Below are 25,568 nucleotides of genomic sequence, written 5' to 3'. Positions count from 1 at the left end.
TTAGTCTGCCGGGGTCTCGGCCACTCGCGTGAGCTCGCCGATGCGCGCGGCCGCGGCCGGGTACCGCCGCTGCAGCGCGGCCCGCTCGCCGAGCTCGAATCCGTCCCATCGGAAGGGGGGAGCCATGGTGGTGCCGATGAGCGTCCACTCGCCGAGCGGAGAGGACCCCTGCATCACACCCGGCTCCACCACGACCTGCGGCAGCTGCCCGGCATCGGGATCGGGTCCCAGCAGGCGCTCCTCGGCCCGGCCGTCCGGGTGCAGCAGGAGCAGGCGCAGCGGCGCGCCGGCGTACCAGTGGTAGACCTCGACCGAGTCGAGCGCGTGCAGCGCCGAGAAGTCGGGAGCCGCGAGGAGGTAGTAGATGGCGCTCGAGTGCTCGTCGAGGTGCATGCGCCGGAACAGCCCGCCCTCGTGCTCGAGGGGCTCGAGGCCCAGGCGGTCCACCCATCGAGCCGCCTCGGCGGGCAGGGCGGAGGCGGAGCCCCCGATCCCGGTCACGCGAGGGCCGCTTCGCGGGTCTTGCGGAAGCGCCTGCTCATGAGCACGAGCACGAGCAGGGTCACCACATAGGGCCCCGCATCGGTGAGCTGCTGCGGCAGGCCGAACGACTGCAGGCGGAAGCCGATCGCGTCGGCGAAGCCGAAGAGCAGCGCCGCGCCGAGCACTCCGATGGGGTGCGCCCGCGCCAGCATCACGGCGACCACCGCGATCCAGCCGCGGCCCGCCGACATGTTCTCGGTGAACTGCACCACGTTGCCCAGCGCGAGCTGCGCGCCGCCGAGGCCCGCGAGAGCGCCCGAGGCGATCACGGCGCCCAGCTGGTAGCGCTGCGGATCGACCCCCATGGTGGCGGCCGCGAGCGGGCGCTCGCCCACGCCCCGCAGCCGCAGGCCGAGCGGGGTGCGGAACAGCACGACCCAGAGCACGGGCACGAGCAGCAGCGCCAGGTAGCCGAGCGGGGAGAGCGAGAAGAACGCGCCCAGCACCGGGATGTCGGCGAGGAACGGGATGCGCCAGACCGGGATGCCGTCGATCCCGGGATCCTGGAACACGCCCTGCACGTCGAAGATCGCCACCAGCAGGAAGCTCGTCATGCCGACCGCGAGGATGTTCATCGCGATGGCCAGCACGATCGGGTCGCCCTTGCGGTAGACGGATCCGTAGCCGAGGATCAGCGAGAACAGGGCCCCCGAGATCATGGCGACGAGCACGCCCACGATCCAGTTGTGGGTGAAGAACGACGCCGCGACGCCGCAGAAGGCGCCGATGAGGATCATGCCCTCGAGGCCGATGTTGAAGATGCCGACGCGCTCCGCCAGCATGCCGCCCAGGGCCGCGAGCAGGATCGGGATCAGCGAGCGCAGCACCGAGGAGAGGAGGTCCTGATCGAACAGGTCGAGGAAGTTCATCGCTCCGACTCCTTCGGCTCGGCGGGCGCGACCGGAGCGGCCGCCGCGGGGGCGGGGGCGTGCGACGCGGTGAGCGGGGACTGATCGACCGGCGGCTCGTCCAGGGGCGGCTCATCGTTCACCGGACCTCCGCGTCTGCGCCGGAAGCGCGGCAGCGTCACCCGGAAGGCGAGCAGGATGATGACGAGCGCCTGGATCACTGCGGCGATCTGGGGCGACAGCCCGAGCTCGCGCCCCATCGCGTCGCTGCCGACCATGATCGCGGCGAAGAAGAGGCCCGCGATGACGATGCCGACGGGCCGGTAGAGCGCCAGCAGGGTGACGAGCAGGGCGGTCCACGCGTAGTTGGTCTGCACGAAGTAGCCCTCGATGAGGCGCGTGTTGGGCGCGCCGATCGTCAGCATCAGACCGAAGAGCCCCGCGAGGCCGCCGGAGAGGGCCATGGTGCGCAGCACCAGCGGACCGGGCTTCACCCCGCCGTAGCGCACGAACTCCGCGTTCTGGCCGCTGAGGCCCGATTCGAATCCGTAGCGGGTGCGCCGGTTCATGAAGATCACGGCGATCACCACGAGGATCAGCACGATGATCGACCAGTTGACGCCCGTCAGCACCGCGGTGATCGGGCTGGTCGGCCCGAAGGTGTTGCGCAGCGTGTCGGCGAAGGCCGAGTCGCGCGGCACGAGCATGGAGAGCTGCACCTCGGGCCGCAGCTGCTCGCTGGCGACGAGATCGGAGGTGGGCTCGTCGAGCCGGAAGCGGATGACCCACGACGAGAAGTAGCGCGCCGGATAGTTGAGCAGCAGCGTGGAGAGCAGGATCGGCACCCCGAGCAGGTTCTGCAGCACAGCGGCGATGAGACCCCAGGCGGCGCCCACCACGACCGCGGTGACGAAGGCGAGCGGCACGATCAGGGCCGCGGGGCCGGGCACGTAGATCGCCACCATGCCGCCGGCGAGGGCGCCGAGCCCCGCCTGGCCCTCGGTGCCGAGGTTGAGCACGCCCGCGCGGAAGGCGATCGCGATCGCGATCCCGATCCCGATGATCGGGATGGCCCGCTGCAGGGTGTTCGCGAGGCCGGGGCCGCTGCCGAACGAGCCGTTGACCATGGCGACGTAGCCGCTCAGCGGGTCCACGCCCGCGATCAGCATGAAGCACGCGCCGATGAGCAGCGCGAGCACGATGGAGACCGGGATCGGCCCGGCCAGCCAGCGGCCGAATCTCTGCAGGGTGCTCACTGCGCGACCCCCTTCTCGCTGGTGGAGCTGCTGGAACCGGTCGAGCTGCTGGAGCCGCTGGATCCGGCGAGTGCGGCCGCGAAGGCTCCCGGGCGGTGCCGCTCCTCGGGTTCGTGCCCGGCCATGTAGAGGCCGAGCAGCGCGTCGCTCGCCTCGGCCTTCGGCACCTCGGCGACGATCCGCCCCTCGAACATCACCAGGATGCGCGAGGAGAGCGACATGATCTCGCTCAGCTCCGCGGAGATGAGCAGCAGCGCGCCGCCGCCGTCCCGGTACTCGCAGAGTTCTCGGTGGATCGACTCGATGGCGCCGATGTCGACACCGCGCGTGGGCTGCTCGGCGATGAGCAGCGGAGAGCGGTAGTCGAGCTCGCGCGCGACGACGACCTTCTGCAGGTTGCCGCCCGAGAGCGTGCCGACCGGCGTCGCGGGGCCGGCGATCTTCACGCCGAATCGCTGGATGAGGCGTTTGGCGTGGTCGAGCATGGCGCCGCGCGAGAGCAGGCCGCGGCGCAGCAGCGGTGCGCTGCGGTGGTGGCCGAGGGCGAGGTTGTCGATCGCGTCGGCGGTGCCGGCGCTGCCGACGGCGTGGCGATCCTCGGGGATGTAGGCGATGCCGCCGTCGCGGCGCTGAGCGATCGAGGCGCGGCTGAGATCCTCGCCGCGCACCGAGACGCCGCCCGCGCTCGCGCGCCGCATGCCGATCACGGCCTCCGCGAGCTCCACCTGGCCGTTGCCGGCTACGCCGGCGATCCCGACGACCTCGCCGGTGCGCACGAAGAGGCTCGCCTCGGAGACGGCGTCGCGGCCGCCCGAGCCGGGCACGCTGAGGCCGCGCACGTCGAGCACCACGTCGCCGGGTTCGCGTGCGGGCGGGGGAGTGGTGAGATCGACGTCGCGGCCCGTCATATGGCGGGTGATCTCCGCGGGGGAGCTCGCGGCGGTGACGAGGCTCGCGACGTTGCGGCCGTCACGCAGCACGGTGACGCGGTCCGAGATCGCCATGACCTCGTTCAGCTTGTGGGTGATGAGGATGATCGTGCGGCCGTCGGCCTTGAGGGCGCGCAGCACATCGAAGAGGCGCTCGGTCTCCTGCGGGGTGAGCACCGCCGTGGGCTCGTCGAGGATCAGCACCCGCGCCTCGCGGTAGAGGGCCTTGACGATCTCGACGCGCTGCAGCACGCCGACGGGCACGGAGTCGACGCGGGCGGCGGGATCGAGCGCGAGGCCGTACTTCTCGGCGATCTCCGCGACCCTGCGGTTCGCCGCCTGACGGTCGATGAGGCCGCGCTTGGTGGGCTCGCTGCGGAACACGACGTTCTCGGCGATCGTGAGCGAGGGGAAGAGCTTGAACGACTGGAAGACCATGCCGATGCCGGCATCGATCGCGTCGAGCGGGGAGGCGAACTCGTGCTGCTCGCCGCGGATGAAGATCTCGCCCGCGTCGGGGCGGTAGACGCCCGCGAGCATCGACATGAGGATCGACTTGCCCGCGCCGTTCTCGCCCATGAGGGCGTGGATCTCGCCGCTCTCCACCTCGAAGTCGACGTCGTCGTCGGCGAGGACTCCGGGAAAGCGCTTGGTGATCCCGCGCATCGAGACTTCGGCGACCATCTCGCTCCTTTGCTCGGTATTCGGTGGTCGGGGTGCCCCGCTGGTCGAGCGAGGGGGTGCCTGCCGCCGGCTGAGCGAGGGGCCTGCGACGAGTCGAAACCCGGCGCTGCGGGGTTCGGTTTCGACTCGGCGCTTCGCACCTCGCTCGCCCGGCGGTGCGACCCGCCGGGCGAGCGGGGCAGGGCCGAGTCGAAACCTGATCCAGCGGGTTTCGATTCGACTCGCCCGCCCGACCGGCGGAGGAGGCGGCTACGCGGTGGGGTCGGTGACCTCGATCTTGCCGCTCACGATGTCGTCGCGCGCCTGCTCGACCTGCTCGAGCACCTCGGGGTGCTCCATGACGGTGCACTGCGAATCGGCGGCGCCCTCGGTGAGGCTGACGATGGTCATGCCCTCCTCCTTGAGGCCGAAGGAGGTCGTGGCCTCCTGCGAGCTCTTGCCGTCCATGATCTCGCCGACCACGGTCTCGACCACCTTGTCGACGGCCTTGATGGTGCCGTCGACGACGGATCCGGGGGCCATGGGGCACTGGTTGGCGTCCACGCCGTAGGCGGAGAAGCCCTTCTCGGCCGCGGCCTCCATGATGCCGCCGTTCGCTGCGGCGCCCACGGCGAACACCTGGTCGACGCCGGTGCCGGCGAAGGCGATCGCCTGCTCCTTGGCGCGGGCCGTGTCGGCGAACGGGTTGTCGCCGCCGATGACCTGTGGCTTCACGGTGTCGACATCGGGGTTGACGCTCTTCGCGCCCTCGGCGAAGCCGTCCGAGTACTTCTTCAGCAGCGGGATGTCGAGCGAGATCACCGATCCGACCTTGTCGGCCTCGGTGAGCAGGCCGGCCTCGACGCCGAGCAGGTAGGAGGGCTCGTGCTCGCGGAAGGTGGCCTGGTAGAGGTTCTCGGGCGCGCCCTCGACGAAGGTGTCGATGAGCAGGAACTTCTGCTGCGGGTTCTGCTCGGCGAGCTCCACGGCCATGTCGCCGAACTGGAAGCCCAGCATCACGACGACCTCGGGGGCCTTCGAGATCGCGGCCTCGACGTTCTGGCGGCGCTGCGCGTCGTCCTTCGACTCGTAGGTCTCCTGCGTGCCCTCGAACTGCTCGGCGACGTTCTCGATGCCGGTCTTGCCCGACTTCAGGAACTCGTTCTGCCCGATCGGGTCGCTCGTGATGTAGATGAAGTGCGGGCCGTCGGCACCTGCGCCGCCGTTGTCGCCGTTCCCGCCGTTGCCGCTGCCGCCCGCACAGGAGGTCAGCAGGAGGGCGGCGGATGCCGCGCCGGCGATCAGTGCCGCGCGAGCGCGACGCTTGGTGAAGAACATGTTGTTCCTTTCAGGTGTGAAAAGGGGGCTGGGAATGAGCTTAGGAGCGAAGCGCCTCGAATGGTACATCCGCGGGCGTCTCGCCCGTGCCCGGCAGGATCACCCGGCGCTCGGTGACGATCGCCGTGATGAGCTCGTGCGGGGTCACGTCGAAGGCGGGATTCACCGTGCCGATGCCCTCGGGTGCGGTGCGGGTACCGCCGAAACCGGTGACCTCGGCGGAGCCGCGATCCTCGATCTCGATGTCCGCGCCGCTCGCCGTCGACATGTCGACGGTGGACTCGGGGGCGACCACGATGAAGGGGACCCCGGCGTGACGGGCCGCGAGCGCCAGCGAGAACGAGCCGATCTTGTTGGCGGAATCGCCGTTGGCCGCGATGCGGTCGGCGCCGATGAACACCGCGTCCGCGATTCCGCGCGAGAGCAGGAACGGTCCCGCCGAGTCGATGATGAGGCGGAAGGGGGCCTCCATGCGCTGCAGCTCCCACGCGGTGAGGCGGGCTCCCTGCAGCAGGGGGCGGGTCTCGAGGGGGAAGGCCTCCTCCAGGGATCCCTGCTCGAGCAGCGTCTGGATCACGCCGAGCGCCGTGCCGCGCTCGACGGTAGCGAGGCTGCCGGTGTTGCAGATCGTCATCACGCGCACGCGGTCCTTGCCCGTGAGCTCGCGCGTGAGATCCGCGCCGCGCAGGCCCATCGACACACACGCCGCGATATCCTCGTCGCGGATGGCGAGCGCCTCGTCGAGGACGGCCGAGGCGCCCTGATCGAGCTTCGTGAGCGCCCGGTCGACGCCCCACGAGAGGTTGACGGCGGTGGGGCGGGCCTCGCGCAGCAGCGCGGCCTGGACCCGCACCGCGTCGCGATCCAGCTCCTCGTCGCCGTTCGCCGCTTCGACGCCGGCCGCGATGAGCGCGACGCCCATGGCGCCGGCGACGCCGAGTGCGGGGGCGCCCCGCACCGCGAGACGCTGGATGTCGTCGATCAGCTGGGGCAGTTCGGTGACGCGTCGCACTTCGAGCCGATGCGGAAGCAGGGTCTGGTCGATGAGTTCGATGGCTCCGTCAACCCAGTCGATCGTGCGCAAGTGTCGTCCTTCCGGTTCTCCCCCGACGTTCAAGGATACCGCTCGCGCACGGCCCCCGCTCGACACCTCGGTTCACAGCCTCGTTACGAAGCGTTCACACATCGGCGCGCGTGTCGATCAGGGATCCTGCGGGAACGCGGCGTACCGTGTGAATCACCGGGCAGGGTGCCCGGTCGATAGAGGCCGAAGCCGCCTCGCAGCCGCAGGCCTCCATCGCTGAGCCGGGGCGACCGCCCCGGGCCAGAAGGAGCCGCCGTGGCCGAGATCCAGCACCCCGAAACCGCCCCTCTCGCAGCACCCTCCGAGGTCCTCGAGTCCGGCGCGCGCATCGAGCGCGTCGATTCCGTCGAGTCGATCGACGGCATCGATCAGCGCCAGCGCACCTATGTGCTCGACACCTCAGTACTGCTGAGCGATCCGTCGGCGCTCTTCCGCTTCGCGGAGCACTCCGTCGTGCTGCCGGTCGTGGTGGTCATCGAGCTCGAGAAGAAACGGCACGATCCCGAGCTCGGCTACTTCGCCCGCCGCGCCCTGCGCATCCTCGACGAACTCCGGGAGAAGCACCTGCGCCTCGACTTCCCGGTGCCCGTCGGCGATGCCGGCGGCACCGTGCGGGTCGAGCTCAACCACACGAGCATCGACACGCTGCCCAGCGGCATGCGGCTCGGCGACAACGACACCCGCATCCTCGCGGTCGCGCAGAACCTGGCCGAGGAGGGCCTCGACGTCACGGTGGTCTCGAAGGATCTGCCGATGCGCCTCAAGGCGGCCGCGATCGGCCTGGGGTCCGAGGAGTACCGGGCCGAGCTGGCCCACGACGACGCCTACACCGGCACCGCGACGGTCGACCTCGACGAGGAGCAGATGCGTCTGCTCTGGGAGGACGACCGGCTCGACGGCCTCGACAACCTGGAGGAGCTGCCCTACGGCACCGGGCTGGTGCTCCACTCGCCGCGCGGCTCCGCGCTCGGGCGGGTCGACGGCCCCACGTCGCTGCACCTCGTGCGCGGCGACCGGGAGATCTTCGGGCTGACGGGCCGCAGCGCCGAGCAGCGGCTCGCCATCGACCTGCTGCTCGACACGCAGGTCGGGATCGTGTCCCTCGGCGGCAGCGCGGGCACCGGCAAATCGGCGCTCGCGCTCGCCGCCGGTCTCGAGGCGGTGCTCGAGCGGCGCCAGCACCGCAAGATCATGGTGTTCCGGCCGCTGTACGCGGTGGGCGGGCAGGAGCTCGGCTACCTGCCGGGCGACCGCGAGGAGAAGATGGGTCCCTGGGCGCAGGCGGTCTTCGACACCCTCGGCTCGATCGTCTCCGAGAACGTGCTCGACGAGGTGATCGCGCGGGATCTCATCGAGGTGCTGCCGCTCACCCACATCCGCGGGCGCTCGCTGCACGACGCCTTCGTGATCGTGGACGAGGCACAGTCGCTCGAGCGCGGCGTGCTGCTGACGATGCTGTCCCGGATCGGGCAGAACTCGCGCGTGGTGCTGACGCACGACGTGGCGCAGCGCGACAACCTCCGGGTGGGGCGCTACGACGGCATCGCCGCCGTGATCGAGAAGCTGAAGGGGCACCGCCTGTTCGGCCACGTGACCCTCACGCGCTCCGAGCGCAGCGAGATCGCGGCGCTCGTCACGGAGCTCCTCGACACGCCGTAGGCGGTGAGGGGCTCGGGGTGGGTGGGTGCCGCAGCACCCACCCACCCCGAGCCGCTCCTGCGCCCCGTGCTCCTGTGCCCCGTGCTCCTGTGCCCCGTGCTCCTGTGCCCCGTGCTCCTGTGCCCCGTGCCCGCTCCTCCCGCTCCTCCCGCCCCACCCCACTTGCGGCCTCCACCGACGGCCTCCACCCGCCGCTGCCGCTGCCGCTTCCGCCCGCCGCCTCGCGGTGCCTTACTGTGCGCATATCGTCGGAATCCCGGGCGCGAATCGACGATATGCGCACAGTAAGACGCGGCCGGTCGGGAGCGTCGGGCGCGAAACCGCTCAGAGACCGTCGCTCTCGGCGAAGTAGCGGGCGAGCACGCGAGGGACCGGGCGGGGTCGTTCATCGAGAAAGACGCATATCTCGCGCCTCGTACGGGCGATGCTGCGCGGCTGGAAGTCCTCCTTGTGCGTGCGCATCACCCGGTAGCCCGCCTTGCGAGCGCGCTCGAGGCGCTCTTCGTCGCGCAGGTACTGCGCTCGATCGGTGCGGTGCTGCTCGCCGTCGTACTCGAGGATGCGCCGCTTCTTCCGGTCGACCGCGTCGAAGCGCCCGATCCAGCGCCCATCGTCGTCGTGCAGGTTCGCCTGCAACTCCAGGGCGTCGAGGCCCATGCGCGCGAGTTCGAAGTGCTGCAGCGACTCCATCCGGGACTCCGCGCCCACGCGGGCCACCTGCAGTGCGGCGCGCAAGCGCAGCATCCCGGATGCGGCCGTGGCCTCTGCGGCTGCGACGAGTTCGTCGAGCGTGGTCAGTGAGTATCGACCCAACGCGGGTCCGCGCACCCGGATGAGGTGATCGGCCGCGACCACGAGCTCGAGGAAGCCCAGTTGCGACGCGGACTGCAGGAGAGCCTCCACGGGGCCGGCACAGGGCAGCCGGATCCCGTTCTGCAGAGTCACATCGCGGGGTGCTCCGGGGCGACAGCTGCGGTGCCCCACCACCTGCTTGCCCCGGGCTGGGGCGTGCGGGTGCGGGATCGCGAGATGCATCGTCGCGGCGCAGCGGATCGGTGCGCCCCAGAGCAGCAGTGCCGTGGTGTGGCTGAACACCTCACCCCGGTCTCGGCGGAGCAGCGGCAGGTACTCGGCAGCCGCTCTGGCTGCCCGGACGTTGAGATCTTCTGGGCTCGCGGGCACTTCGACGAGGGATCGGACGCCGTGGTGGGGCGCGCGCAGCGAGGGTCGGCGCAGCTGCCTCGGGGAGACTTCGGCTTCACGCGCCTCGGCTGCCGTGAATGAACGATGCGCGAACGCGCCGGGGAGCGGGAGGGGACGACGTGCCATCCTTCAAGGTTCGTCGCTGCAGGGGGCGAGAATCGACGCATCCACAGATTCGGCGCGGAACAGTCGAGCGAGGGACGGTTCTCGCGGTCTGTGGGCGAAGAGCCCGAGGCGGCCGTGGGGCCGTAGCCCGCCCTGCTCGCTCGCCCTGCCCGCCCGTCCGCGTCTCACTGTGCGCATATCGTCGATTCGCGCCCGGGATTCCGACGATATGCGCGCAGTAATGCGATGCGCAGCGGCGGTACGCGGGGAAGCGGGGCCGGTGGGAGGCCGGGTCAGGAGCGGGGATCGTGCCCCGGGGCGGGTGGCGGCGGGTGGGTGCGGAGCTCGGCGGCGTAGCCGAGGAGCGACCGTTGGTAGCGCGGCAGGTGGGGGATGAGGGCCTCCAGAGCAACGGAGAGGGCCTCGTCCGGCCGCCCTGCCGAGTGCAGGGCGAGCGCGAGAAACGCGTCGGGTGCCGCGCCCAGCTCGGGATCGCGGTCGCTCGCCCGCAGCATCTCGACCGCCTCCTCGGCGCGACCGAGATTGCGCAGGGTCGAGGCGTACTGGACGTCGAGCTCGGCGCGTGCCGGGCCGGCCAGGCCGAGCTCGACGGCGCGCGCGTACTGCTGGGCGGCCTCCGCCTCGTGGCCGGCGCTGTCGTAGGCTCCGCCGAGCTCGAACGGGCCGCGGGGATCGTCGGCGTCGAGCTCGGCTGCGAGCGCCGCGAGGCGGGCGATCACCGCATCGGGCGATGCCGAGGCGTCCGCCCAGACGAGGTCGACGCGCGTCTGCCAGTCGGCAGACGCCGGCGCAGGCACGGGTGCGGGTGCTGAATCGAGTCTGGGCGCGGGAATGATGTCGGGATCGGCCACCGCTTCAGCCTACGCCGACGCGCGGTTCGCCCGCCGGTCACCCGGGGTTCATCTCGCGCTCATCGCGGGGTCGTGGCGGGGTCACCCGCGACTGGTGGAGTAGTCGAGGCTCTGCCGCACGGGCAGGGCGGACCGCTTTCAACCGAAGGAAAGTCATGACCCAGTCATTCCCCGCGGTGCGCGCGAGACGGGGCGCCGTGGCGCTCGTCGTCGCGGCACTGCTCGGAGGCAGCCTCGCCGTACCGACCGCAGCGTTCGCCGATCCCGGAGCCGTCGAGGTGCCCACGGCGCCGCTCGTCGCGACCGGCACCACCTGGAAGTACCTTGACGCCGCCACCGATCCCGCCGGCGATGCCGAGAACCGCCAGGCGTGGGCAGCCGCCGACTTCGACGACAGCGGCTGGAAGCAGGCGCCCAGCGCGTTCGGCGTGAAGAACAACGCTCTGGCGCCGGTCGGTCCCTACACCCCGGTGACCAAGCTCGAGCACTACATCGACGGCGTCGCGAACCCGACGATCCCGACCTACTTCTTCCGCACCACCTTCGAGATCCCCGAGGGCGTCTCCGAGCAGCTCGCCTCCGCCGCGAGCACCATCGTCTACGACGACGCCGTGCGCGTCTACGTCAACGGCGAGCGGGTGGCGAACTTCCGCGACGGGCGGGTCGACGACACGAACCCCTCGAACCAGCAGTACGCGGGCGAGAACGGGGGCAATCCGGTCAGCGGCACCTTCTCGATCGACGGCGAGCTGCTGCACGACGGCGAGAACACGGTCGCCGTGGCGCTCTACCAGGACCGTGCGACCTCGTCCGACGCCTACTTCGACATGACCGAGCTCACCCTGGTCGAGGCGTCCACGCCCGGCGAGGTGGTCGAGGCCGCCCCGACGCGGGTGATCCTCACGCCCACGGAGACCCCCGCGACCTCGCAGTCGTTCTCCTGGCTCGCCGGGGACGTGTCCCACGAGATCGGGCAGGTCGAGATCGCTCCGGCGGCCGGCGGCGAGAGCCGCGTCGTCGACGCGCACGAGACCGGCCGCGTCAACGGCAACCAGACGCCGCACTTCTCGGCCACCGTCGACGGGCTGACCCCGGGGACCGCGTACCGCTACCGGGTCGGCCTGCCCGGCAGCTGGAGCGAGTGGGTCGAGTTCACGACGGCGGATCCCTCGGCCACCGATTTCCAGTTCGTCTACTACGGCGACGCGCAGATCGGCCTCGACACCACCTGGCCCGAGGTCGTGCGCCAGGCCGAGGAGCGCGCCACGCGCTCGGTCGGCTCCGTGCACGCGGGCGACCTGATCGACACGGGCAGCAACGACACGCAGTGGCGCAACTGGTTCACGGGTATGGAGAAGTCGGCCACCCGCACCAACGTGATGGCGGCTCCGGGCAACCACGAGTACTCGGGCGACAAGCTGCTCGCGTCGTGGAAGGCCCACTTCGAGTACCCCCTCAACCAGCCGAGCACGGAGAGCATCGGCGAGCTCGCATCGCTCGCGCAGGGCGACAGCGACGCGGCGAAGCAGTACGCCGCGTACTTCGCGCACTGGGCCGAGTTCGCGGCCGAGACCGTGTACTACACCGACTACCAGGGGGTGCGCTTCATCACGCTGAACGCGACCCGCGACACCACCTTCCTCAAGCCGGACGTGCTGCCGGCCTGCTCGGGCTCCGAGTGCCCCTCGGGGAAGGTGGCGGCGCTGTGGACCGAGTACCAGGCCGCCTGGCTCGACTACGTGCTGAAGAACAGCGCCTCGAAGTGGAACGTCGTCACCTTCCACCAGCCCGTCTACTCCACCTCCTCGGGACGCGACGAGCCGGTGCTGCGCGAGTACTGGGTGCCCGTGTTCGAGGAGAACGACATCGACCTGGTGCTCATGGGGCACGACCACACCTACGCCCGCGGGTACAAGAACAGCACCCGCACCGAGACCGAGGGCATGACCACGGGCCCGGTGTACGCCGTCTCGAACTCGGGCGCCAAGCACTACGCTCTCGAGACCGACGCGAAGAACGTCTGGACCAACAACGGCGCGACCCAGGTACTGCGCGGAGAGAAGGTCACCACCTACCAGGTGATCGACGTCAGCGCGGATCAGCTGGTCTACCGCTCGTACGTGGCGGAGAACGCGAGCGGCGCGAAGACCTACGCCTACGTCGACGGCGCCTATGTGGAGCAGCCCGCCAAGAACGTGGGCGATCTCTACGACGAGGTCATCGTCACGAAGTACTCCGACGGCAAGAAGTGGGTGACCGAGCCCGGCGTCGAGATTCCGGCGGGGCCGGAGGAGCCCGTCGACCCGGTGGATCCCGTGGATCCGAAGCCGGTGGATCCGAAGCCGGCCGGCCCGGTGTTCACGGATGTGAAGAAGGGCGACAAGTTCTCCCAGGAGATCGCGTGGATGTCCGCCGAGGGCATCTCGACCGGTGTGAAGCAGTCGGACGGCACCTACCAGTACCAGCCGAAGAACAACGTCACCCGTGAGGCGATGGCGGCGTTCCTCTACCGCCAGTACGGGGAGAAGAACTTCAAGGCTCCGGCGAAGTCCCCGTTCACGGATGTGAAGCCCGGGGACAAGTTCTACAAGGAGATCGCCTGGATGGCCTCCGAGAAGTACTCGACGGGTGTGAAGCAGTCGGACGGCACCTACCGGTTCCAGCCGAAGTCCGGCATCACGCGTGAGGCGATGGCCGCGTTCATGTACCGCATCGACACCGCGAAGAAGCCGGTTGCGCCGAAGGCGTCCCCGTTCGCGGACGTGAAGCCCGGCGACAAGTTCTACGAGGAGATCGCCTGGATGTCGCAGAGCAAGTTGTCGACGGGTATCAAGCAGCCTTCGGGCAAGCCGGTGTACGCGCCCAAGGGCAGCGTGACCCGTGAGGCGATGGCCGCGTTCCTCTACCGCGCGGCGACGCAGTAGACCGCCGCGCGGTCAGCCGGTCGAGCGAGCCGGGGGCGAGTCGGAACCTGATGCTCGGGTTTCGACTCGCTCCGCTCGCACAATCGGCGGGGCCGCTCAACCGGTAGGGGCGGCTCCTCAACCGGCAGGGGCCGCTCGACCGGTCGGGCGGCCGGGCTCGGAGTCCGCGGCGCACGCGAAAGGGGGTTCGGGATCGCGCGATCCCGAACCCCCTTTCGCGTGCGCGGCGCCTGAGATCCTGCGACTCGCCGACGCTCGCGCAGGATGACAACTGCGGCTACGCCGCCTGAGATCCTGCGACTCGCCGACGGGGCGGTGGCCCCGCCGTGAAATGCGCGAAACGCCGGCACGAAACGCCGGCGCGTTTCTTTCAGCCTTTCACGCACGCAGGATAGCCCGGACAGCTTCGCTGCCGGGGCTACTTCGCGACGCCGGGGTGGGTCATCGACAGCAGGTCGAGGGCCTTGTCGAGGTCGGCCTCCGAGACCTCGCCGCGCTCGACGTAGCCGAGATCCACGACCGCCTCGCGCACGGTGATGCCCTTCGCCACCGAGTGCTTGGCGATCTTCGCCGCGGCCTCGTAGCCGATGAGCCGGTTGAGCGGGGTGACGGTCGACGGGCTCATGCCGGCCAGCGCCGCGGCGCGCTCGAGGTTGGCCTCGAGGCCCGCGACGGTCTTGTCGGCGAGTACGACCGACGCGTTGGCGAGCAGGCGGATCGACTCGAGCAGCGCGGTGCCCATGACGGGGATCTGCACGTTGAGCTCGAAGGAGCCGGAAGCGCCGGCCCAGGCGATGGTCGCGTCGTTGCCGATCACGCGGGCGCAGACCATGAGCACGGCCTCCGGCACGACGGGGTTGACCTTGCCGGGCATGATCGAGGATCCGGGCTGCAGATCGGGGATGTGCAGCTCGGCGAGGCCCGTGTTGGGGCCCGAGCCCATCCAGCGGATGTCGTTGTTGATCTTGGTGAGCGAGACCGCGATGGTGCGGAGCGCGCCCGACGCCTCGACCAGGCCGTCGCGGTTGGCCTGCGCCTCGAAGTGGTTGCGGGCCTCGGTGATGGGCAGGCCGCTCGAGGCCGCGATCTCGGCGATGACCTTCTCGGGGAAGCCGAGCGGGGTATTGATGCCCGTGCCGACGGCGGTGCCGCCCTGGGGCACCTCTGCGACGCGGGGGAGCGCCGCCTCGACGCGCTCGATGCCGTAGCGGATCTGCGCGGCGAAGCCGCCGAACTCCTGGCCGAGGGTCACGGGGGTGGCGTCCATGAGGTGGGTGCGGCCCGACTTCACGGCGGTCTTCCACAGCTCGGCCTTCGCCTCGAAGGCCTCGGCGAGGTGCTCGAGCGCCGGCTTCAGCTGCTCGATGAGCGCGCCGGTCACGGCGATGTGCACCGAGGTGGGGAACACGTCGTTCGACGACTGCGAGGCGTTGACGTGGTCGTTCGGGTGAACGGGGGCGCCCAGGTGCTTCGTGGCCAGGGTGGCGAGCACCTCGTTCATGTTCATGTTCGACGAGGTGCCGGAGCCGGTCTGGTAGGTGTCGACCGGGAACTGGTCGTGGTGGCCGCCCGCGATGATCTCGTCGGCCGCGGCGACGATCGCGTCGGCGATCGGGCCGTCGAGGATGCCGAGCTCCTTGTTGGCGATCGCGGCGGCGCGCTTGATGCGCGCGAGCGCGACGATCTGGGCGGGCTCGAGACCCTTACCGGAGATGGGGAAGTTCTCGACGGCGCGCTGGGTCTGGGCGGCGTAGAGGGCGTTCTTGGGAACGCGCACCTCGCCCATGGTGTCGTGCTCGATGCGGTACTCGATTTCTTCGGTCACAGTGCTTGTGCTTCCTTTGCTGGTGGGGCGCCCCCTGAGCCTGTCGAAGGGGGCTGGGATCGGCGCCGGACCCTTCGACAGGCTCAGGGGCCGAGATCTGGGGTGTGCGTCAGTCGAGCGGAGCGAGTTCGAGGTCGACGGGGCCGACCACCGTGTAGGGCACGGCGCGCCCCTCCGTGAGCCGGTACTGGCAGCCGACCACCGCGAGCGTGCCGGCGTCGACGGCGTCGCTGATCACCCGCGAGGTGCGCAGCAGCTCGTTGACGGTGGACGCGAGGTGGACGCGGCCCACCGCGTTGGCGTCGATCCGGGCGGCGTCGGCGTAGGGGGTGTCGGTGTTGTCGCGCAGCCAGAGCTGCTGCACCGCCGGCTGGATCGGGGCCAGCGTGTGGCGCACCGACGCGGTGGTCTGCGACGGCGTGCGGCTCGACTGATCGATGGCCGCGGCGACCGCGCCGCAGGAGTCGTGCGCGAGCACCACGATGAGGGCCGAGCCGAGGGCCGTGACGGCGTACTCCATCGAAGCCGTGATCGACTCGGCGACCACGTGCCCCATGTTGCGGGCGATGAACAGGTCGCCGAGTCCGCAGTCGAAGATGATCTCGGCGGCGAGGCGCGAATCCGAGCATCCGAACAGCGCGACATCCGGGGTCTGGGAGTTGACGAGCTCGGATCGTCGCTCGACGTCCTGGTTCGGGTGGGCCGAGGTGCCCGAGACGAATCGCTCGTTGCCGGCGGCGAAAGCGTCCCATGCCTGCTGCGGAGTGACGCGGGGTGCGGTCATTCAGTGCTCCTTCGATACGGTGAGCGATTCGGCGACCGAGGTCGCCAGCACGCGGAGGGTTGCCGGGGTATCGGTGCCGTAGACGAGGATCGTGTCGCCCTCCCACTCGCCCTGCAGGCCGAAGAGCATGTTGCTGCGCTCCGGGTCGCGGTCCGGGTGGTCGTAGACCACCCAGTCGATGCCGCCGAGCTGCTCCGCGCCCGTGGGCTGCTGCTGCTCGAGCTGCTCCGAGATCCAACGCTCGTCGACCGGCGACCCGTCGGCGGTGAACGCCTGGGCGACTGCCGCATAGGCCTCGTAACCGGTGGCGGCGTCGACGGTCGTGTAGTTGACCTGCCACCAGGTGACGCCGTCGTTCTGGCGCAGCCCGGCCCACTTGGCCTTCCAGTCCTCGGGCACCGCCGGGGCGGCGAGATCGCGCCCCGCGCTCGGCGCCGCCTCGACGGCGAGCTTCGGCACGTCGACGGAGTGCTCGGCGAAGCCGCCGGTGCCCCGCGGCACCATGAGGAAGATCACGAGCACGAGCCCGAGGCTGACGAGCAGCGAGAACACGAGGTTGTTGACGGTCTTGCGCTGGCGGTACATCCGGCTGTCGTGCGCCTTGCGAGCGGCGGTCTCCGCCGCGGTCTCGGGCCGCCCCAGCTCCGCGACGACGACGGGGGGCTTCTGCTTCTTCGCCATGGTCTACGCGTCGGCCCCGTCCTCGGCCGACGGATCGGCCGCACCCTGACGCGCCGCCTCCAGGCGCTGCCTCGCGCCGATCAGCCACTCCTCGCAGCGGGCCGCGAGCGCCTCGCCCCGCTCCCAGAGCTGCAGCGACTCCTCGAGCGTGGTGCCGCCCTGCTCGAGCCGGCTCACCACCTGCACGAGCTCGTCGCGCGCCTCCTCATAGCTCAGCGCGGTGACGTCTGCTGGTGTCTCGGCACTCATGCGCCCCAGTCTACCCGGCGGCGCTGCGGACTTCCCCGTGGGTGCGGGGAACGCCTCGCCTAGGCGGGGCCGTTCGAGGTCGCGGCGATCCGGCCCCCCGCGAGGGCGACGCGGATCGCGGTGCCCTCGGGCGCATCCGACGGATCGCGCAGCACCGCGCCGTCCGACAGCTGCGCGATCGCGTACCCGCGCTCGAGCGTCGCGCGCGGCGAGAGCGCGGCGAGGCGGGCGCGGGTCTCGGCCAGCGCGCGGGCGCGATCCTCGATGGCCCGGTCCGCGAGCTCGGTGCCGCGCGCGATCCAGCGCACCAGCTCCTCGGCCCGCTCGTCGACGATGCGCTCTGGGATCGCGAGCACCGGGCGGCCGCGCAGCTGCGCGACGCGGTCGGTCTCGTGCGCGAGCAGCTGGCCCAGGCGCCCGCTCATGCGTGCGCGGGCCTGATCGATGCCCGCCAGCTCCTCGCCCACGTCGGGCACCACGCGCTTGGCGGCGTCGGTGGGCGTCGAGGCGCGCAGGTCGGCCACCTCGTCGAGCAGCGGACGATCCGCCTCGTGCCCGATCGCGCTCACCAGCGGGGTCGTCGCGCTCGCCGCCGCGCGTACCACGCGCTCGTCGCTGAACGGCAGCAGGTTCTGGAAGTCGCCGCCGCCGCGCGCCACGACGATCACCTCGACCTCGGGGTCGCGATCCAGCGCCTCGATGCCGGCCGTCACCTCGGCCGCAGCCCGATCGCCCTGCACCGCTGCGTAGTGGATCTTGAAGCGCACTCCGGGCCAGCGCAGCGTCGCGTTGCGGATGACGTCCTTCTCGGCGTCGGAGTCGCGGCCCGTCACGAGCCCGATGAGTCCCGGCAGGAACGGAAGCGCGCGCTTGCGGCTCGCGTCGAAGAGCCCCTCCGACTGCAGCTGGCGCCGCAGCCGCTCCAGCCGCTCCAGCAGCTCGCCGAGACCGACGTGCGAGAGCTCGAACACCTGCACGGTGAGCGAGCCGCCCTTCACCCAGAAGTTCGGCTTGACCAGCGCGATCACGCGGTCGCCCTGCGCGAAGTCGCTCGTGAGGCGCTGCGCCACCGAGCGCCACACGGTGAAGCTCACCGTCGCGTCCTGGCCCAGATCCTTGAGCTTGCCGTAGACGTGGCCGCCGCGCAGCTGCCACTGCGTGATCTCGCCCTCGATCCAGACCTGCCCCAGGCGGTCGATCCACGCGGCGATCTTCTCGCTCATGAGGCCGACGGGCCAGGGCGCCTCGCGCGTCGCGGGGGTGGTGGATCCTGCCTCTGCCATGCGTCCCACCCTATCCCCGGCCGTTGCATGTCGCTCGCGCGTCAGTAGCTATCCCCGACCGCTGCAAATCACTCGCGCGTCAGTAGTTGCTGTCAAACCGAGGTTTTACCGACAACTACTGACGCGCGAAGAAGAATGGCGAGCGGGGTAGAGGCCGGGGCGGGTGCTGGCGCGGGCGCGGGCGCGGGTGGCGGGTGCCTGGCGCGGGTGGCGGGTGCCTGGCGCGGGAGCGCGCGGGAGGCCGAGCGGGTAAACTTCGGGGCATGGGCGACACGCAGGCGACCGCGGAGCGGATCCGGGATCAGCGCACCGTGGGCGCGCCGGTCGTGACGCTCGCGATGCCGCGCATGCGACGCGAGGCGGGCCGGCTCAAGGATCTGCCGGTCGACGGCCCCAAGCGCGTGCTGCTGGCGGCGCCCCGCGGCTACTGCGCCGGGGTGGACCGCGCGGTCGTCGCCGTGGAGCGGGCGCTGGATCGCTATGGCGCCCCGGTGTACGTGCGCAAGCAGATCGTGCACAACGTGCACGTGGTGCGCACGCTCGAGAAGCTGGGTGCGATCTTCGTCGAGGAGGTCGACGAGGTGCCCGAGGGGGCGAACGTGGTGTTCTCGGCACACGGCGTCTCTCCCGCGGTGGTGCACGCGGCCGAGGATCGCGGCCTGCACGCCATCGACGCCACCTGCCCGCTCGTCACGAAGGTGCACCGCGAGGCCGTGCGCTTCGCGAAGCAGGACATGGAGATCCTGCTCATCGGGCACACCGGCCACGAGGAGGTCGAGGGCACGAGCGGCGAGGCGCCGGAGCACGTCACCGTCGTGAACTCGCCCGACGACGTCGACGCCCTCGAGGTGCGCGACCCCGAGAACCTGGTGTGGCTCTCGCAGACCACCCTCTCGGTCGACGAGACGATGGAGACCGTGCGGCGGCTGCGCGAGCGCTTCCCGCGGCTGCAGGATCCTCCGAGCGACGACATCTGCTACGCGACGCAGAACCGGCAGGTCGCCATCAAGCAGATCGCGCCCCGGGCCGACCTCGTGCTCGTGGTGGGGTCGGCGAACTCGTCGAACTCGGTGCGCCTCAAGGAGGTCGCGCTCGAGTACGGCGCGAAGGCCGCGCACCGCGTCGACTTCGCGAGCGAGGTGCGGCAGGAGTGGCTCGACGGCGTGCGCACCATCGGCGTGACGAGCGGGGCGTCGGTGCCCGAGGTGCTCGTGCAGGAACTGCTCGACGACCTCGCCGACGCGGGCTACTCTGACGTCGAGGCCACCGTCACGGCCGAGGAGGACCTGGTCTTCTCGCTGCCGAAGGAGCTGCGGCGGGACGCGGCGGGGCGCACGGACGCACGCGCCCGCGGCGGGCGCGTGCGGCGGTAGCCCGCGGGGTCGTCGTCCGGGCGAGCTCCGCGCAGGCGCGGGGTCGGAACAGACGCGGGATCAGGGCTCCGAGACACGCGCCAGCAGCTCGACGAGCAGCGCCTCGGCGACGGGAGGCGGCAACTGCTCGGCGAGCGCCATGAGCGGCGCCAGGCGCGCCGGGAGCCCGCCGTTCGCATCGACGCGCACGCCCGCGGCCCGCAGGATGCGCCAGGCCGCGCGGGGGCCCGGCACGCGCGCGCCGGAGCCGTATCCCAGCATCCGCAGCGCGGCGAGCTCCGTCCGCGGGTTCGCGCGCGGCCGGCCCCGCACCGCGTCGGCCGCCCGGGAGAGCGCGGCGAGCAGGTCGGGGAGCGTGCGCTCGGTGACCGGGGTGACGGTGAGGTGCGCGCTGTGGGGCAGGCGCGCGCCGTTCGGCTGCGCGAAACCCGGTTGGTGCTGAATGCGGAATCCGAGCCGGGCGACCTCATCGGCGAGGTGGTGGGGATCCACGCGCGAGGCGGCCGGGACCGATTCGTCGGCGACGAGCGCGACGGCCGGGCCCGTCGGGCGGCCCTGCACGACGAGCCCCTCGATCCGCTCCGCCGCGGCGACGATCGCCGCTGTCGCGCGCACGCAGCGCGCCGTCAGCTCGGCGTATCCCCGCGGGCCGAGGTACTGCGCGATCGCCCAGGCCGCGGCGGTCGGCGACGCCGAGCGGGAGCCGAGCAGCGTCGGATTGACCACGGGGTAGCCCGGCCAGCTGGTCGTGGCGAAGAACTGCGCGCGATGGCGCCTGCGCCCGCGGTGCAGCAGCACCGAGACGCCCTTCGGCGCGTAGCCGAACTTGTGCAGGTCGGCCGAGATGCTCGTGACCCCCGGCACCCGGAAATCCCATGCGGGGAGGTCCGGCCACCAGGGCAGCGCGAGCCCGCCGAAACATGCGTCGACGTGGCAGGAGATGCCCCGGTCCGCGGCCGCCGCGGCCACCGGTCCCACGGGGTCGAGCGCGCCGGTGGGGTAGGCGGGAGCCGAGACCACCACGAGGGCCACGTCGGCCGCGAGCCGGCGGGTCAGCTCCTCGGCGCGCACCGAGCCGTCGACCTCGCACGGCACCGGGTCCCAGTCGAGGTCGAAGGCGCGGGCGGCCTTCTGGAAGGCGGCGTGCGCCGTGGCCGGGGCGACGAGGCGCGGGCGGGAGCGCCTCCGGCGCGGATCCGCCGAGCGCCAGAGGTCCCGTGCCGTCTTCACCGCGAGCAGGCAGCTCTCGGTGCCGCCGCTCGTCACGCTGCCGAACACCCGCGCCCGGCGCGTGTCGCCGTGCAGCGCCTTTCGAACGAACGCGATCAGGTCGCGCTCCATGGCGGCGATCGAGGGGAAGGCGGTGGGATCGAGGCCGTTGAGCGGGCGCGCGATCTCGGCGGCCCGGGAGGCGAGCTCGTCGAGCTCGGGCTGCCCCGCGTCGTAGACGTAGGCGAGGGTGCGGCCGCCGTGGGTGGGGGCATCGAGTGCGCGCAGCTCGCGCAGTCGGCCGAGGATCTCGGCCGAGCGCGCATCGGGACTCATCGCGAGCTCTCCGGCAGGAGATCCTGCTCGCGCAGGTGGTAGCGGCCCAGGGCGAAGAGGCTCAGCAGCATGAGTGCGGCCGGCAGCAGACTGAACGAGACCGCGATTCCTGCGAGGGCCGCCGCCGGCTGCTGCACCGAGACGCCGGCCGTCGTCTCCACGTAGCCGGTGAGGGCGAGCACCACGGTGAGCACGGTGGCGCCGAGCGCCATGCCCGCGGTCTCGCCGGCCGTCCAGACGCCCCCGAAGACGCCCGCCCGGCTGTCGCTCGCAGCGCTGCCGGGTGCGGGACTCTCACCGAGATCGCCGGTTATCTCGCCGGTCGCCTCACCACCGGACGCCGGATCCTCGCTCCGGGGATCGCCGCTCGCTCCGCGGTTCCTGGCGTCGTAGCCGATCACGTCGGGCAGCATCGCCATGGGCAGCGTCTGCATGCCCGCGTAGGCCGCCCCCGCGAGCGCGACCGGGCCCACGATCCACCAGCCCGGCGCCCAGATCATGCCGGCGAGCGCCACCGTCGCGAGCAGGAACACGAGGCTCGCGAGGCGGAAGGCGCGCTCCTTGCCGACCCGATCCGCCACCCGCCGCCACAGCGGCGCCACGAGCAGCGCCGGTGCGATCAGCGCGACGAAGAGCACGGTAACGGCGCCTTCGTCGCGCAGGATCCGGGCGGCGACGAACTGCGCGCTGGCGAGCATCAGCCCCGTCGCGAGCCCCTGCAGCATGAACGTCGCGAGCAGTGCGCGGAACGGCTGGCTCTCGCGCAGCACCGCGATCCCCGCCCGGTAGTGGGCGAGTGCGCCGGGCGGCGGTGCCGCCGCATGGGCGGTGCTCACGGAGGGAGCGCCGCGGGGCACCACGGTCGTCGCCACGAGGAGTCCCGCGGCCAGCACCACGGCGGCGCCGAGAGCCATGACGAGGTATCCGAGCAGTGGATCCTCGGGGAACAGCCCGCGCAGCTCGGGCCCGCCGGCGCCGAAGAGCAGGATCGCGAGCGTGAGCACGACCACCCGCCAGGTGAGGAGGCGGGTGCGCTCGCGGTAGCCGTCGGTCAGCTCTGCGGGAAGCGCGATGTAGGGCACCTGGAAGAGGCTGAAGAAGGTCGCGGCCGCGACGAACGCGACGAGCACCCAGACGGCTGCGGGCGCGGGTGCGAGGCCTCCCGGCACCGCGAAGGTGAGCACGAACGCCACGGGCAGCCCGATCGACCCGAGGAGCATGGGCCCGCGGCGCGAGCCGGTCCGGGCGAGCGCGCGGTCGCTGAGGCCGCCGATCACCGGATCGATGAGCACGTCCCACACCTTGGCGAGCGTGACGATGGCGCCCGCCGCAAGCGCGGTGACGCCCAGCGAGTCGGTGAGGTAGTAGACCAGGACGAGACCCGGAAGGGTCGCGAAGCCGCCCGTCGCGAGGGAGCCGATCGCGTAGCGGGAGACGACGCTCCGCGACAGGCGGTTCATGGCTACTGCAGGCCCTGCAGGTACTGCATCATGCGGTCGAGCGAGCCCGAGGGGTCGTTCTCGATCTGCTGCATGATCTCGGGTGCCCCGCCCATCGCGATCATCGGGATGATCAGTGCGAGCAGCACGGCCACCGCGCCGGCCGCGAGCGGCACCCAGAAGGCGAGCTTGCGCGCGCGCATGCGCTGGATCGAGAAGATGAGGGTGACCGCGAACAGCAGCAGCACCGCGAAGCCGCTCACCATGCCGAGCGTGCCCACCCAGGGCGCGATGGACGGGGAGTCGATGCCGATCATGTTGGCCGTGAGCCGCAGCTGCGACTCCAGTGCGAAGAACGAGGCCGCGGAGTTCAGCGTGCCGAACGCGCCGATCACGAGCAGGATGATCGTGATCACCCGGTCGGCCACGCGGGGCTTGGGGGCGCCGGGCTGCGGAACGGGGGCGGCCTGGGGCTCGGTCGCGCGATAGGGCGACGAGTCGCCCTCGCCCTGGCGCACCTGCGAGGCGGGGGCGGGGGCGCTGCCGGCGCCGAGATTGTGCGGCACTCCCGCGATGGGCGCCGATCCCTGCGCGCCGCCGCCGGCGGGTGCAGCGGGGGAGGCTCCGGCGGCCGGATCGGCCGGGGGCTTCCACTCCCAGCCCTCCGGGGCCAGTTCGCCGTAGGCGGGGGCGGGACGCGCGGGCCGCTCGTCCTCGGGACGCTGGTGCTCGGCCACTACGCGCTCACCGACTTCCCGGCCGAGCCGAGCTGCTCCGCGGCGAGTGCCACGCGCGCGGCCATGCCGTTCTCGGCGATCTTGCCCCAGGCGCGGGGATCGTACTGCTTCTTGTTGCCGACCTCGCCGTCGATCTTGAGCACGCCGTCGTAGTTCTTGAAGAGGTAGTCGGCGACGCTCCGGGTGTACGCGTACTGAGTGTCGGTGTCGATGTTCATCTTGATGACCCCGTTGCGCACGGCCTCGGCGATCTCCTCGGGGGTGGATCCCGAACCGCCGTGGAACACGAGGTCGAGGGGCTTCTCGCCGGTGCCGTACTTCGCCTGCAGCCCGGCCTGGATCTCGGCCAGGAGCTCGGGACGCAGCTTCACGTTGCCCGGCTTGTAGACGCCGTGCACGTTGCCGAAGGTGAGCGCGGTGAGGTAGCGGCCCTGCTCGCCGAGGCCGAGCGCCTCGACCGTGGCCACCGCGTCTTCGAGGGTGGTGTAGAGCTGGTCGTTGATCTCGTGGCTGACGCCGTCCTCCTCGCCGCCGACCACGCCGATCTCCACCTCGAGGATCACGCCGATGGCGGCGAGGCGGGGCAGCAGTTGCTTCGCGATGTCGAGGTTCTCATCGAGCGGCACCGCCGATCCGTCCCACATGTGCGACTGGAAGTAGGGCAGTCCGCCCTGCGCGACGCGCTCCTCGCTCGCGGCGAGCAGGGGGAGCACGAAGCTCTCCAGCGCCTCCTTCGGGCAGTGGTCGGTGTGCAGGGCGACGGTCACGTCGTAGGACTGCGCGACCTCCTCCGCGTACTTGGCGAAGGCGATGGCGCCGCGGGCGCGATCCTTGACGGTGTGCCCGGAGAAGTAGTCGGCGCCGCCGGTGCTCACCTGGATGATGCCGTCGGAACCCGCCTCGGCGAAGCCCTGAATCGCAGCGTTGATGGTCTGCGAGCTCGAGACGTTGACGGCCGGGAACGCGAAGCCTCCGGTCTTGGCGGCGTCGAGCATGGCTGCGTACTGTTCAGGGGTGGCGACGGGCATGGGCTACGGATCTCCTTGCGTCTGAACGGGTCGGCGTCGGCCGCTGTCCGAGTCCAGTCTAGGGGTAGGGTTGGAGTTATGACGGAACCTGTTTCGCTTGGTGAATGGCAGCCTGATCGCAACCTCGCGATGGAGTTGGTGCGCGCGACCGAGGCGGCCGCGATGCGCGCGACGCCGTGGATCGGACGCGGCGACAAGAACGCGGCCGACGGCGCCGCGGTCGACGCCATGCGCCGCTTCCTCGCCACGGTCAACATGAACGGCACCGTGGTGATCGGCGAGGGCGAGAAGGACGACGCCCCCTGGCTCTACAACGGCGAGGTGGTCGGCAACGGGCACGGCGCCGACTGCGACGTCGCGGTGGATCCGATCGACGGCACCCGCCTCACCGCCGAGGGGCGGCCGGGCGCGCTCTCGGTGATCGCGGTGGCCGACCGCGGCAGCATGTACGATCCGTCGGCGGTGTTCTACATGGACAAGCTCGTGTGCGGGCCCGACGGGGTGGGCGTCGTCGACATCCGCAAGCCGATCGGAGCGAACATCCGGGACCTCGCGAAGGCGAAGAAGGTCGACGTGTCCGACATCCGCGTCGCGGTGCTCGACCGGCCGCGGCACGAGCAGCTGATCGCCGAGATCAGGGAGGCCGGCGCCGGCACGCGCCTGCTCATGGACGGCGACGTCGCGGGCGGCGTGAACGCGGCCCGCTGGGACTCGCGCATCGACATGTGCGTCGGCATCGGCGGCACCCCCGAGGGCATCATCACCGCGTGCGCGGTGAAGGCGCTCGGCGGGGTGATCCAGGGGCGTCTCTGGCCGAAGGACGACGACGAGCGCCAGAAGGCGATCGACGCCGGGCACGACCTCGGCCGGGTGCTCGAGGCCAACGATCTGGTGGCGAGCGACAACTGCTACTTCGTGGCGACCGGCATCACCTCGGCCGACTTCGTCGAGGGCGTGCAGCGCCGCGGGCCGTTCGTGCGCGCGGAGAGCATCGTGATGCGCTCCCACTCGGGCACCATCCGCCACGTCATCAGCGACATGGATCCCAACCGCTGGGCCTGATCCGCGAGGGGTGAAGGGTCGGGTGCGGAGATCCGCGCTCGACCCTTCACCGTTGTTCCGAGCCGTTTCGCGCCGGAGAGCGACCGGGACCTCTCGCTCCGAGTGCGCCCCGCGAGGTGGCGCGCCGCGAGAGGCCGC

Annotated in this window: 22 protein-coding genes; 5 read left to right on the top strand and 17 right to left on the bottom strand. The window is 71.3% G+C overall.

All coding sequences use genetic code 11. From position 1 onward, the window contains the following. The 6 genes from ACWKZU_RS05485 to mtnA all read right to left on the bottom strand — a co-directional run bounded on the left by ACWKZU_RS05485 (nt 1) and on the right by mtnA (nt 6,661). The gene (locus ACWKZU_RS05485; RefSeq protein WP_449281383.1) at nt 1–501 is read right to left on the bottom strand and encodes a cupin domain-containing protein; all 501 of its coding nucleotides are present in this window, start codon (nt 499–501) and stop codon (nt 1–3) included. After that, nucleotides 498–1,412 (bottom strand): ABC transporter permease, encoded by a 915-nt coding sequence (locus ACWKZU_RS05480; protein ID WP_449281382.1) that lies wholly within the window; start codon nt 1,410–1,412, stop codon nt 498–500. Before ACWKZU_RS05480 ends, ACWKZU_RS05485 begins: the two co-directional genes overlap by 4 nt. Further along, nucleotides 1,409–2,647 (bottom strand): ABC transporter permease, encoded by a 1,239-nt coding sequence (locus ACWKZU_RS05475; protein ID WP_449281381.1) that lies wholly within the window; start codon nt 2,645–2,647, stop codon nt 1,409–1,411. The genes ACWKZU_RS05480 and ACWKZU_RS05475 overlap by 4 nt, the downstream gene beginning before the upstream one ends. Continuing rightward, a complete protein-coding gene (locus tag ACWKZU_RS05470; RefSeq protein ID WP_449281380.1) occupies nt 2,644–4,260 on the bottom strand; it encodes an ABC transporter ATP-binding protein in 1,617 nt (538 codons plus the stop codon). Before ACWKZU_RS05470 ends, ACWKZU_RS05475 begins: the two co-directional genes overlap by 4 nt. A gap of 249 nt (nt 4,261–4,509) precedes the next feature. Then, complete coding sequence (locus ACWKZU_RS05465; protein ID WP_449281379.1) at nt 4,510–5,577, bottom strand: BMP family ABC transporter substrate-binding protein; 1,068 nt, start codon at nt 5,575–5,577, stop codon at nt 4,510–4,512. A 40-nt stretch (nt 5,578–5,617) separates the two neighbouring features. Beyond that, nucleotides 5,618–6,661 (bottom strand): S-methyl-5-thioribose-1-phosphate isomerase, encoded by a 1,044-nt coding sequence (mtnA, locus tag ACWKZU_RS05460; RefSeq protein WP_449281378.1) that lies wholly within the window; start codon nt 6,659–6,661, stop codon nt 5,618–5,620. A 327-nt stretch (nt 6,662–6,988) separates the two neighbouring features. Here mtnA and ACWKZU_RS05455 point away from each other — a divergent pair, with 327 nt between their 5' ends. Further along, on the top strand, nt 6,989–8,320 hold the full coding sequence (locus ACWKZU_RS05455; protein WP_449281428.1) for a PhoH family protein: 1,332 nt from the start codon (nt 6,989–6,991) through the stop codon (nt 8,318–8,320). A gap of 324 nt (nt 8,321–8,644) precedes the next feature. On the opposite strand, the gene ACWKZU_RS05450 is transcribed toward ACWKZU_RS05455, so the two are convergent. Continuing rightward, nucleotides 8,645–9,415, bottom strand: coding sequence for a hypothetical protein (locus ACWKZU_RS05450; RefSeq protein WP_449281377.1), 771 nt, complete (start codon nt 9,413–9,415; stop codon nt 8,645–8,647). Here ACWKZU_RS05450 and ACWKZU_RS05445 point away from each other — a divergent pair. Then, complete coding sequence (locus ACWKZU_RS05445; RefSeq protein ID WP_449281376.1) at nt 9,404–9,604, top strand: hypothetical protein; 201 nt, start codon at nt 9,404–9,406, stop codon at nt 9,602–9,604. The genes ACWKZU_RS05450 and ACWKZU_RS05445 overlap by 12 nt on opposite strands. A gap of 317 nt (nt 9,605–9,921) precedes the next feature. Here the strand turns inward: ACWKZU_RS05445 and ACWKZU_RS05440 are convergent, their stop codons facing one another. Continuing rightward, nucleotides 9,922–10,500 carry a tetratricopeptide repeat protein gene (locus tag ACWKZU_RS05440; RefSeq protein WP_449281375.1) on the bottom strand — a complete coding sequence of 193 codons (579 nt, stop codon included), beginning with the start codon at nt 10,498–10,500 and terminating at the stop codon, nt 9,922–9,924. Between the two features lie 155 nt (nt 10,501–10,655). Here ACWKZU_RS05440 and ACWKZU_RS05435 point away from each other — a divergent pair, with 155 nt between their 5' ends. Beyond that, complete coding sequence (locus ACWKZU_RS05435; RefSeq protein WP_449281374.1) at nt 10,656–13,424, top strand: fibronectin type III domain-containing protein; 2,769 nt, start codon at nt 10,656–10,658, stop codon at nt 13,422–13,424. A gap of 418 nt (nt 13,425–13,842) precedes the next feature. Here ACWKZU_RS05435 and ACWKZU_RS05430 read toward each other — a convergent pair whose 3' ends face one another. The 5 genes from ACWKZU_RS05430 to xseA all read right to left on the bottom strand — a co-directional run bounded on the left by ACWKZU_RS05430 (nt 13,843) and on the right by xseA (nt 18,246). Next, entirely contained in the window at nt 13,843–15,249 is a 1,407-nt protein-coding gene (locus ACWKZU_RS05430) for a class II fumarate hydratase (RefSeq protein ID WP_449281373.1), read from the bottom strand. Between the two features lie 109 nt (nt 15,250–15,358). Next, nucleotides 15,359–16,033, bottom strand: a complete 675-nt coding sequence (locus tag ACWKZU_RS05425) for a carbonic anhydrase (protein WP_449281372.1) — start codon at nt 16,031–16,033, stop codon at nt 15,359–15,361. After that, on the bottom strand, nt 16,034–16,714 hold the full coding sequence (locus ACWKZU_RS05420; protein ID WP_449281371.1) for a DUF4245 family protein: 681 nt from the start codon (nt 16,712–16,714) through the stop codon (nt 16,034–16,036). A gap of 3 nt (nt 16,715–16,717) precedes the next feature. Beyond that, entirely contained in the window at nt 16,718–16,963 is a 246-nt protein-coding gene (locus ACWKZU_RS05415) for an exodeoxyribonuclease VII small subunit (RefSeq protein ID WP_449281370.1), read from the bottom strand. A gap of 59 nt (nt 16,964–17,022) precedes the next feature. Continuing rightward, nucleotides 17,023–18,246: an exodeoxyribonuclease VII large subunit gene (xseA, locus tag ACWKZU_RS05410; RefSeq protein WP_449281369.1), complete on the bottom strand. Its 1,224-nt coding sequence runs from the start codon at nt 18,244–18,246 to the stop codon at nt 17,023–17,025. Between the two features lie 338 nt (nt 18,247–18,584). On the opposite strand from xseA, the gene ACWKZU_RS05405 reads away from it, so the two are divergent. Next, nucleotides 18,585–19,619 (top strand): 4-hydroxy-3-methylbut-2-enyl diphosphate reductase, encoded by a 1,035-nt coding sequence (locus ACWKZU_RS05405; RefSeq protein WP_449281427.1) that lies wholly within the window; start codon nt 18,585–18,587, stop codon nt 19,617–19,619. A 60-nt stretch (nt 19,620–19,679) separates the two neighbouring features. Here ACWKZU_RS05405 and ACWKZU_RS05400 read toward each other — a convergent pair whose 3' ends face one another. The 4 genes from ACWKZU_RS05400 to fbaA are packed head-to-tail and all read right to left on the bottom strand — an operon-like array spanning nt 19,680 to nt 24,368. Next, nucleotides 19,680–21,164, bottom strand: a complete 1,485-nt coding sequence (locus ACWKZU_RS05400) for a pyridoxal phosphate-dependent decarboxylase family protein (protein ID WP_449281368.1) — start codon at nt 21,162–21,164, stop codon at nt 19,680–19,682. Next, nucleotides 21,161–22,624, bottom strand: coding sequence for an MFS transporter (locus ACWKZU_RS05395; RefSeq protein ID WP_449281367.1), 1,464 nt, complete (start codon nt 22,622–22,624; stop codon nt 21,161–21,163). Before ACWKZU_RS05395 ends, ACWKZU_RS05400 begins: the two co-directional genes overlap by 4 nt. 2 nt (nt 22,625–22,626) lie before the next feature. Continuing rightward, complete coding sequence (locus tag ACWKZU_RS05390) at nt 22,627–23,340, bottom strand: DUF6264 family protein (protein ID WP_449281366.1); 714 nt, start codon at nt 23,338–23,340, stop codon at nt 22,627–22,629. Continuing rightward, complete coding sequence (gene fbaA, locus ACWKZU_RS05385) at nt 23,340–24,368, bottom strand: class II fructose-bisphosphate aldolase (RefSeq protein WP_449281365.1); 1,029 nt, start codon at nt 24,366–24,368, stop codon at nt 23,340–23,342. The genes ACWKZU_RS05390 and fbaA overlap by 1 nt, the downstream gene beginning before the upstream one ends. A 78-nt stretch (nt 24,369–24,446) precedes the next feature. On the opposite strand from fbaA, the gene glpX reads away from it, so the two are divergent. After that, on the top strand, nt 24,447–25,430 hold the full coding sequence (gene glpX, locus ACWKZU_RS05380; RefSeq protein ID WP_449281364.1) for a class II fructose-bisphosphatase: 984 nt from the start codon (nt 24,447–24,449) through the stop codon (nt 25,428–25,430). Nucleotides 25,431–25,568 lie beyond the last annotated feature (138 nt).

This window comes from Leucobacter sp. (assembly GCF_053528595.1).
The sequence above is the reverse complement of the archived record's forward strand: the minus strand, read 5'-3'. Positions and strand labels throughout refer to the sequence as shown.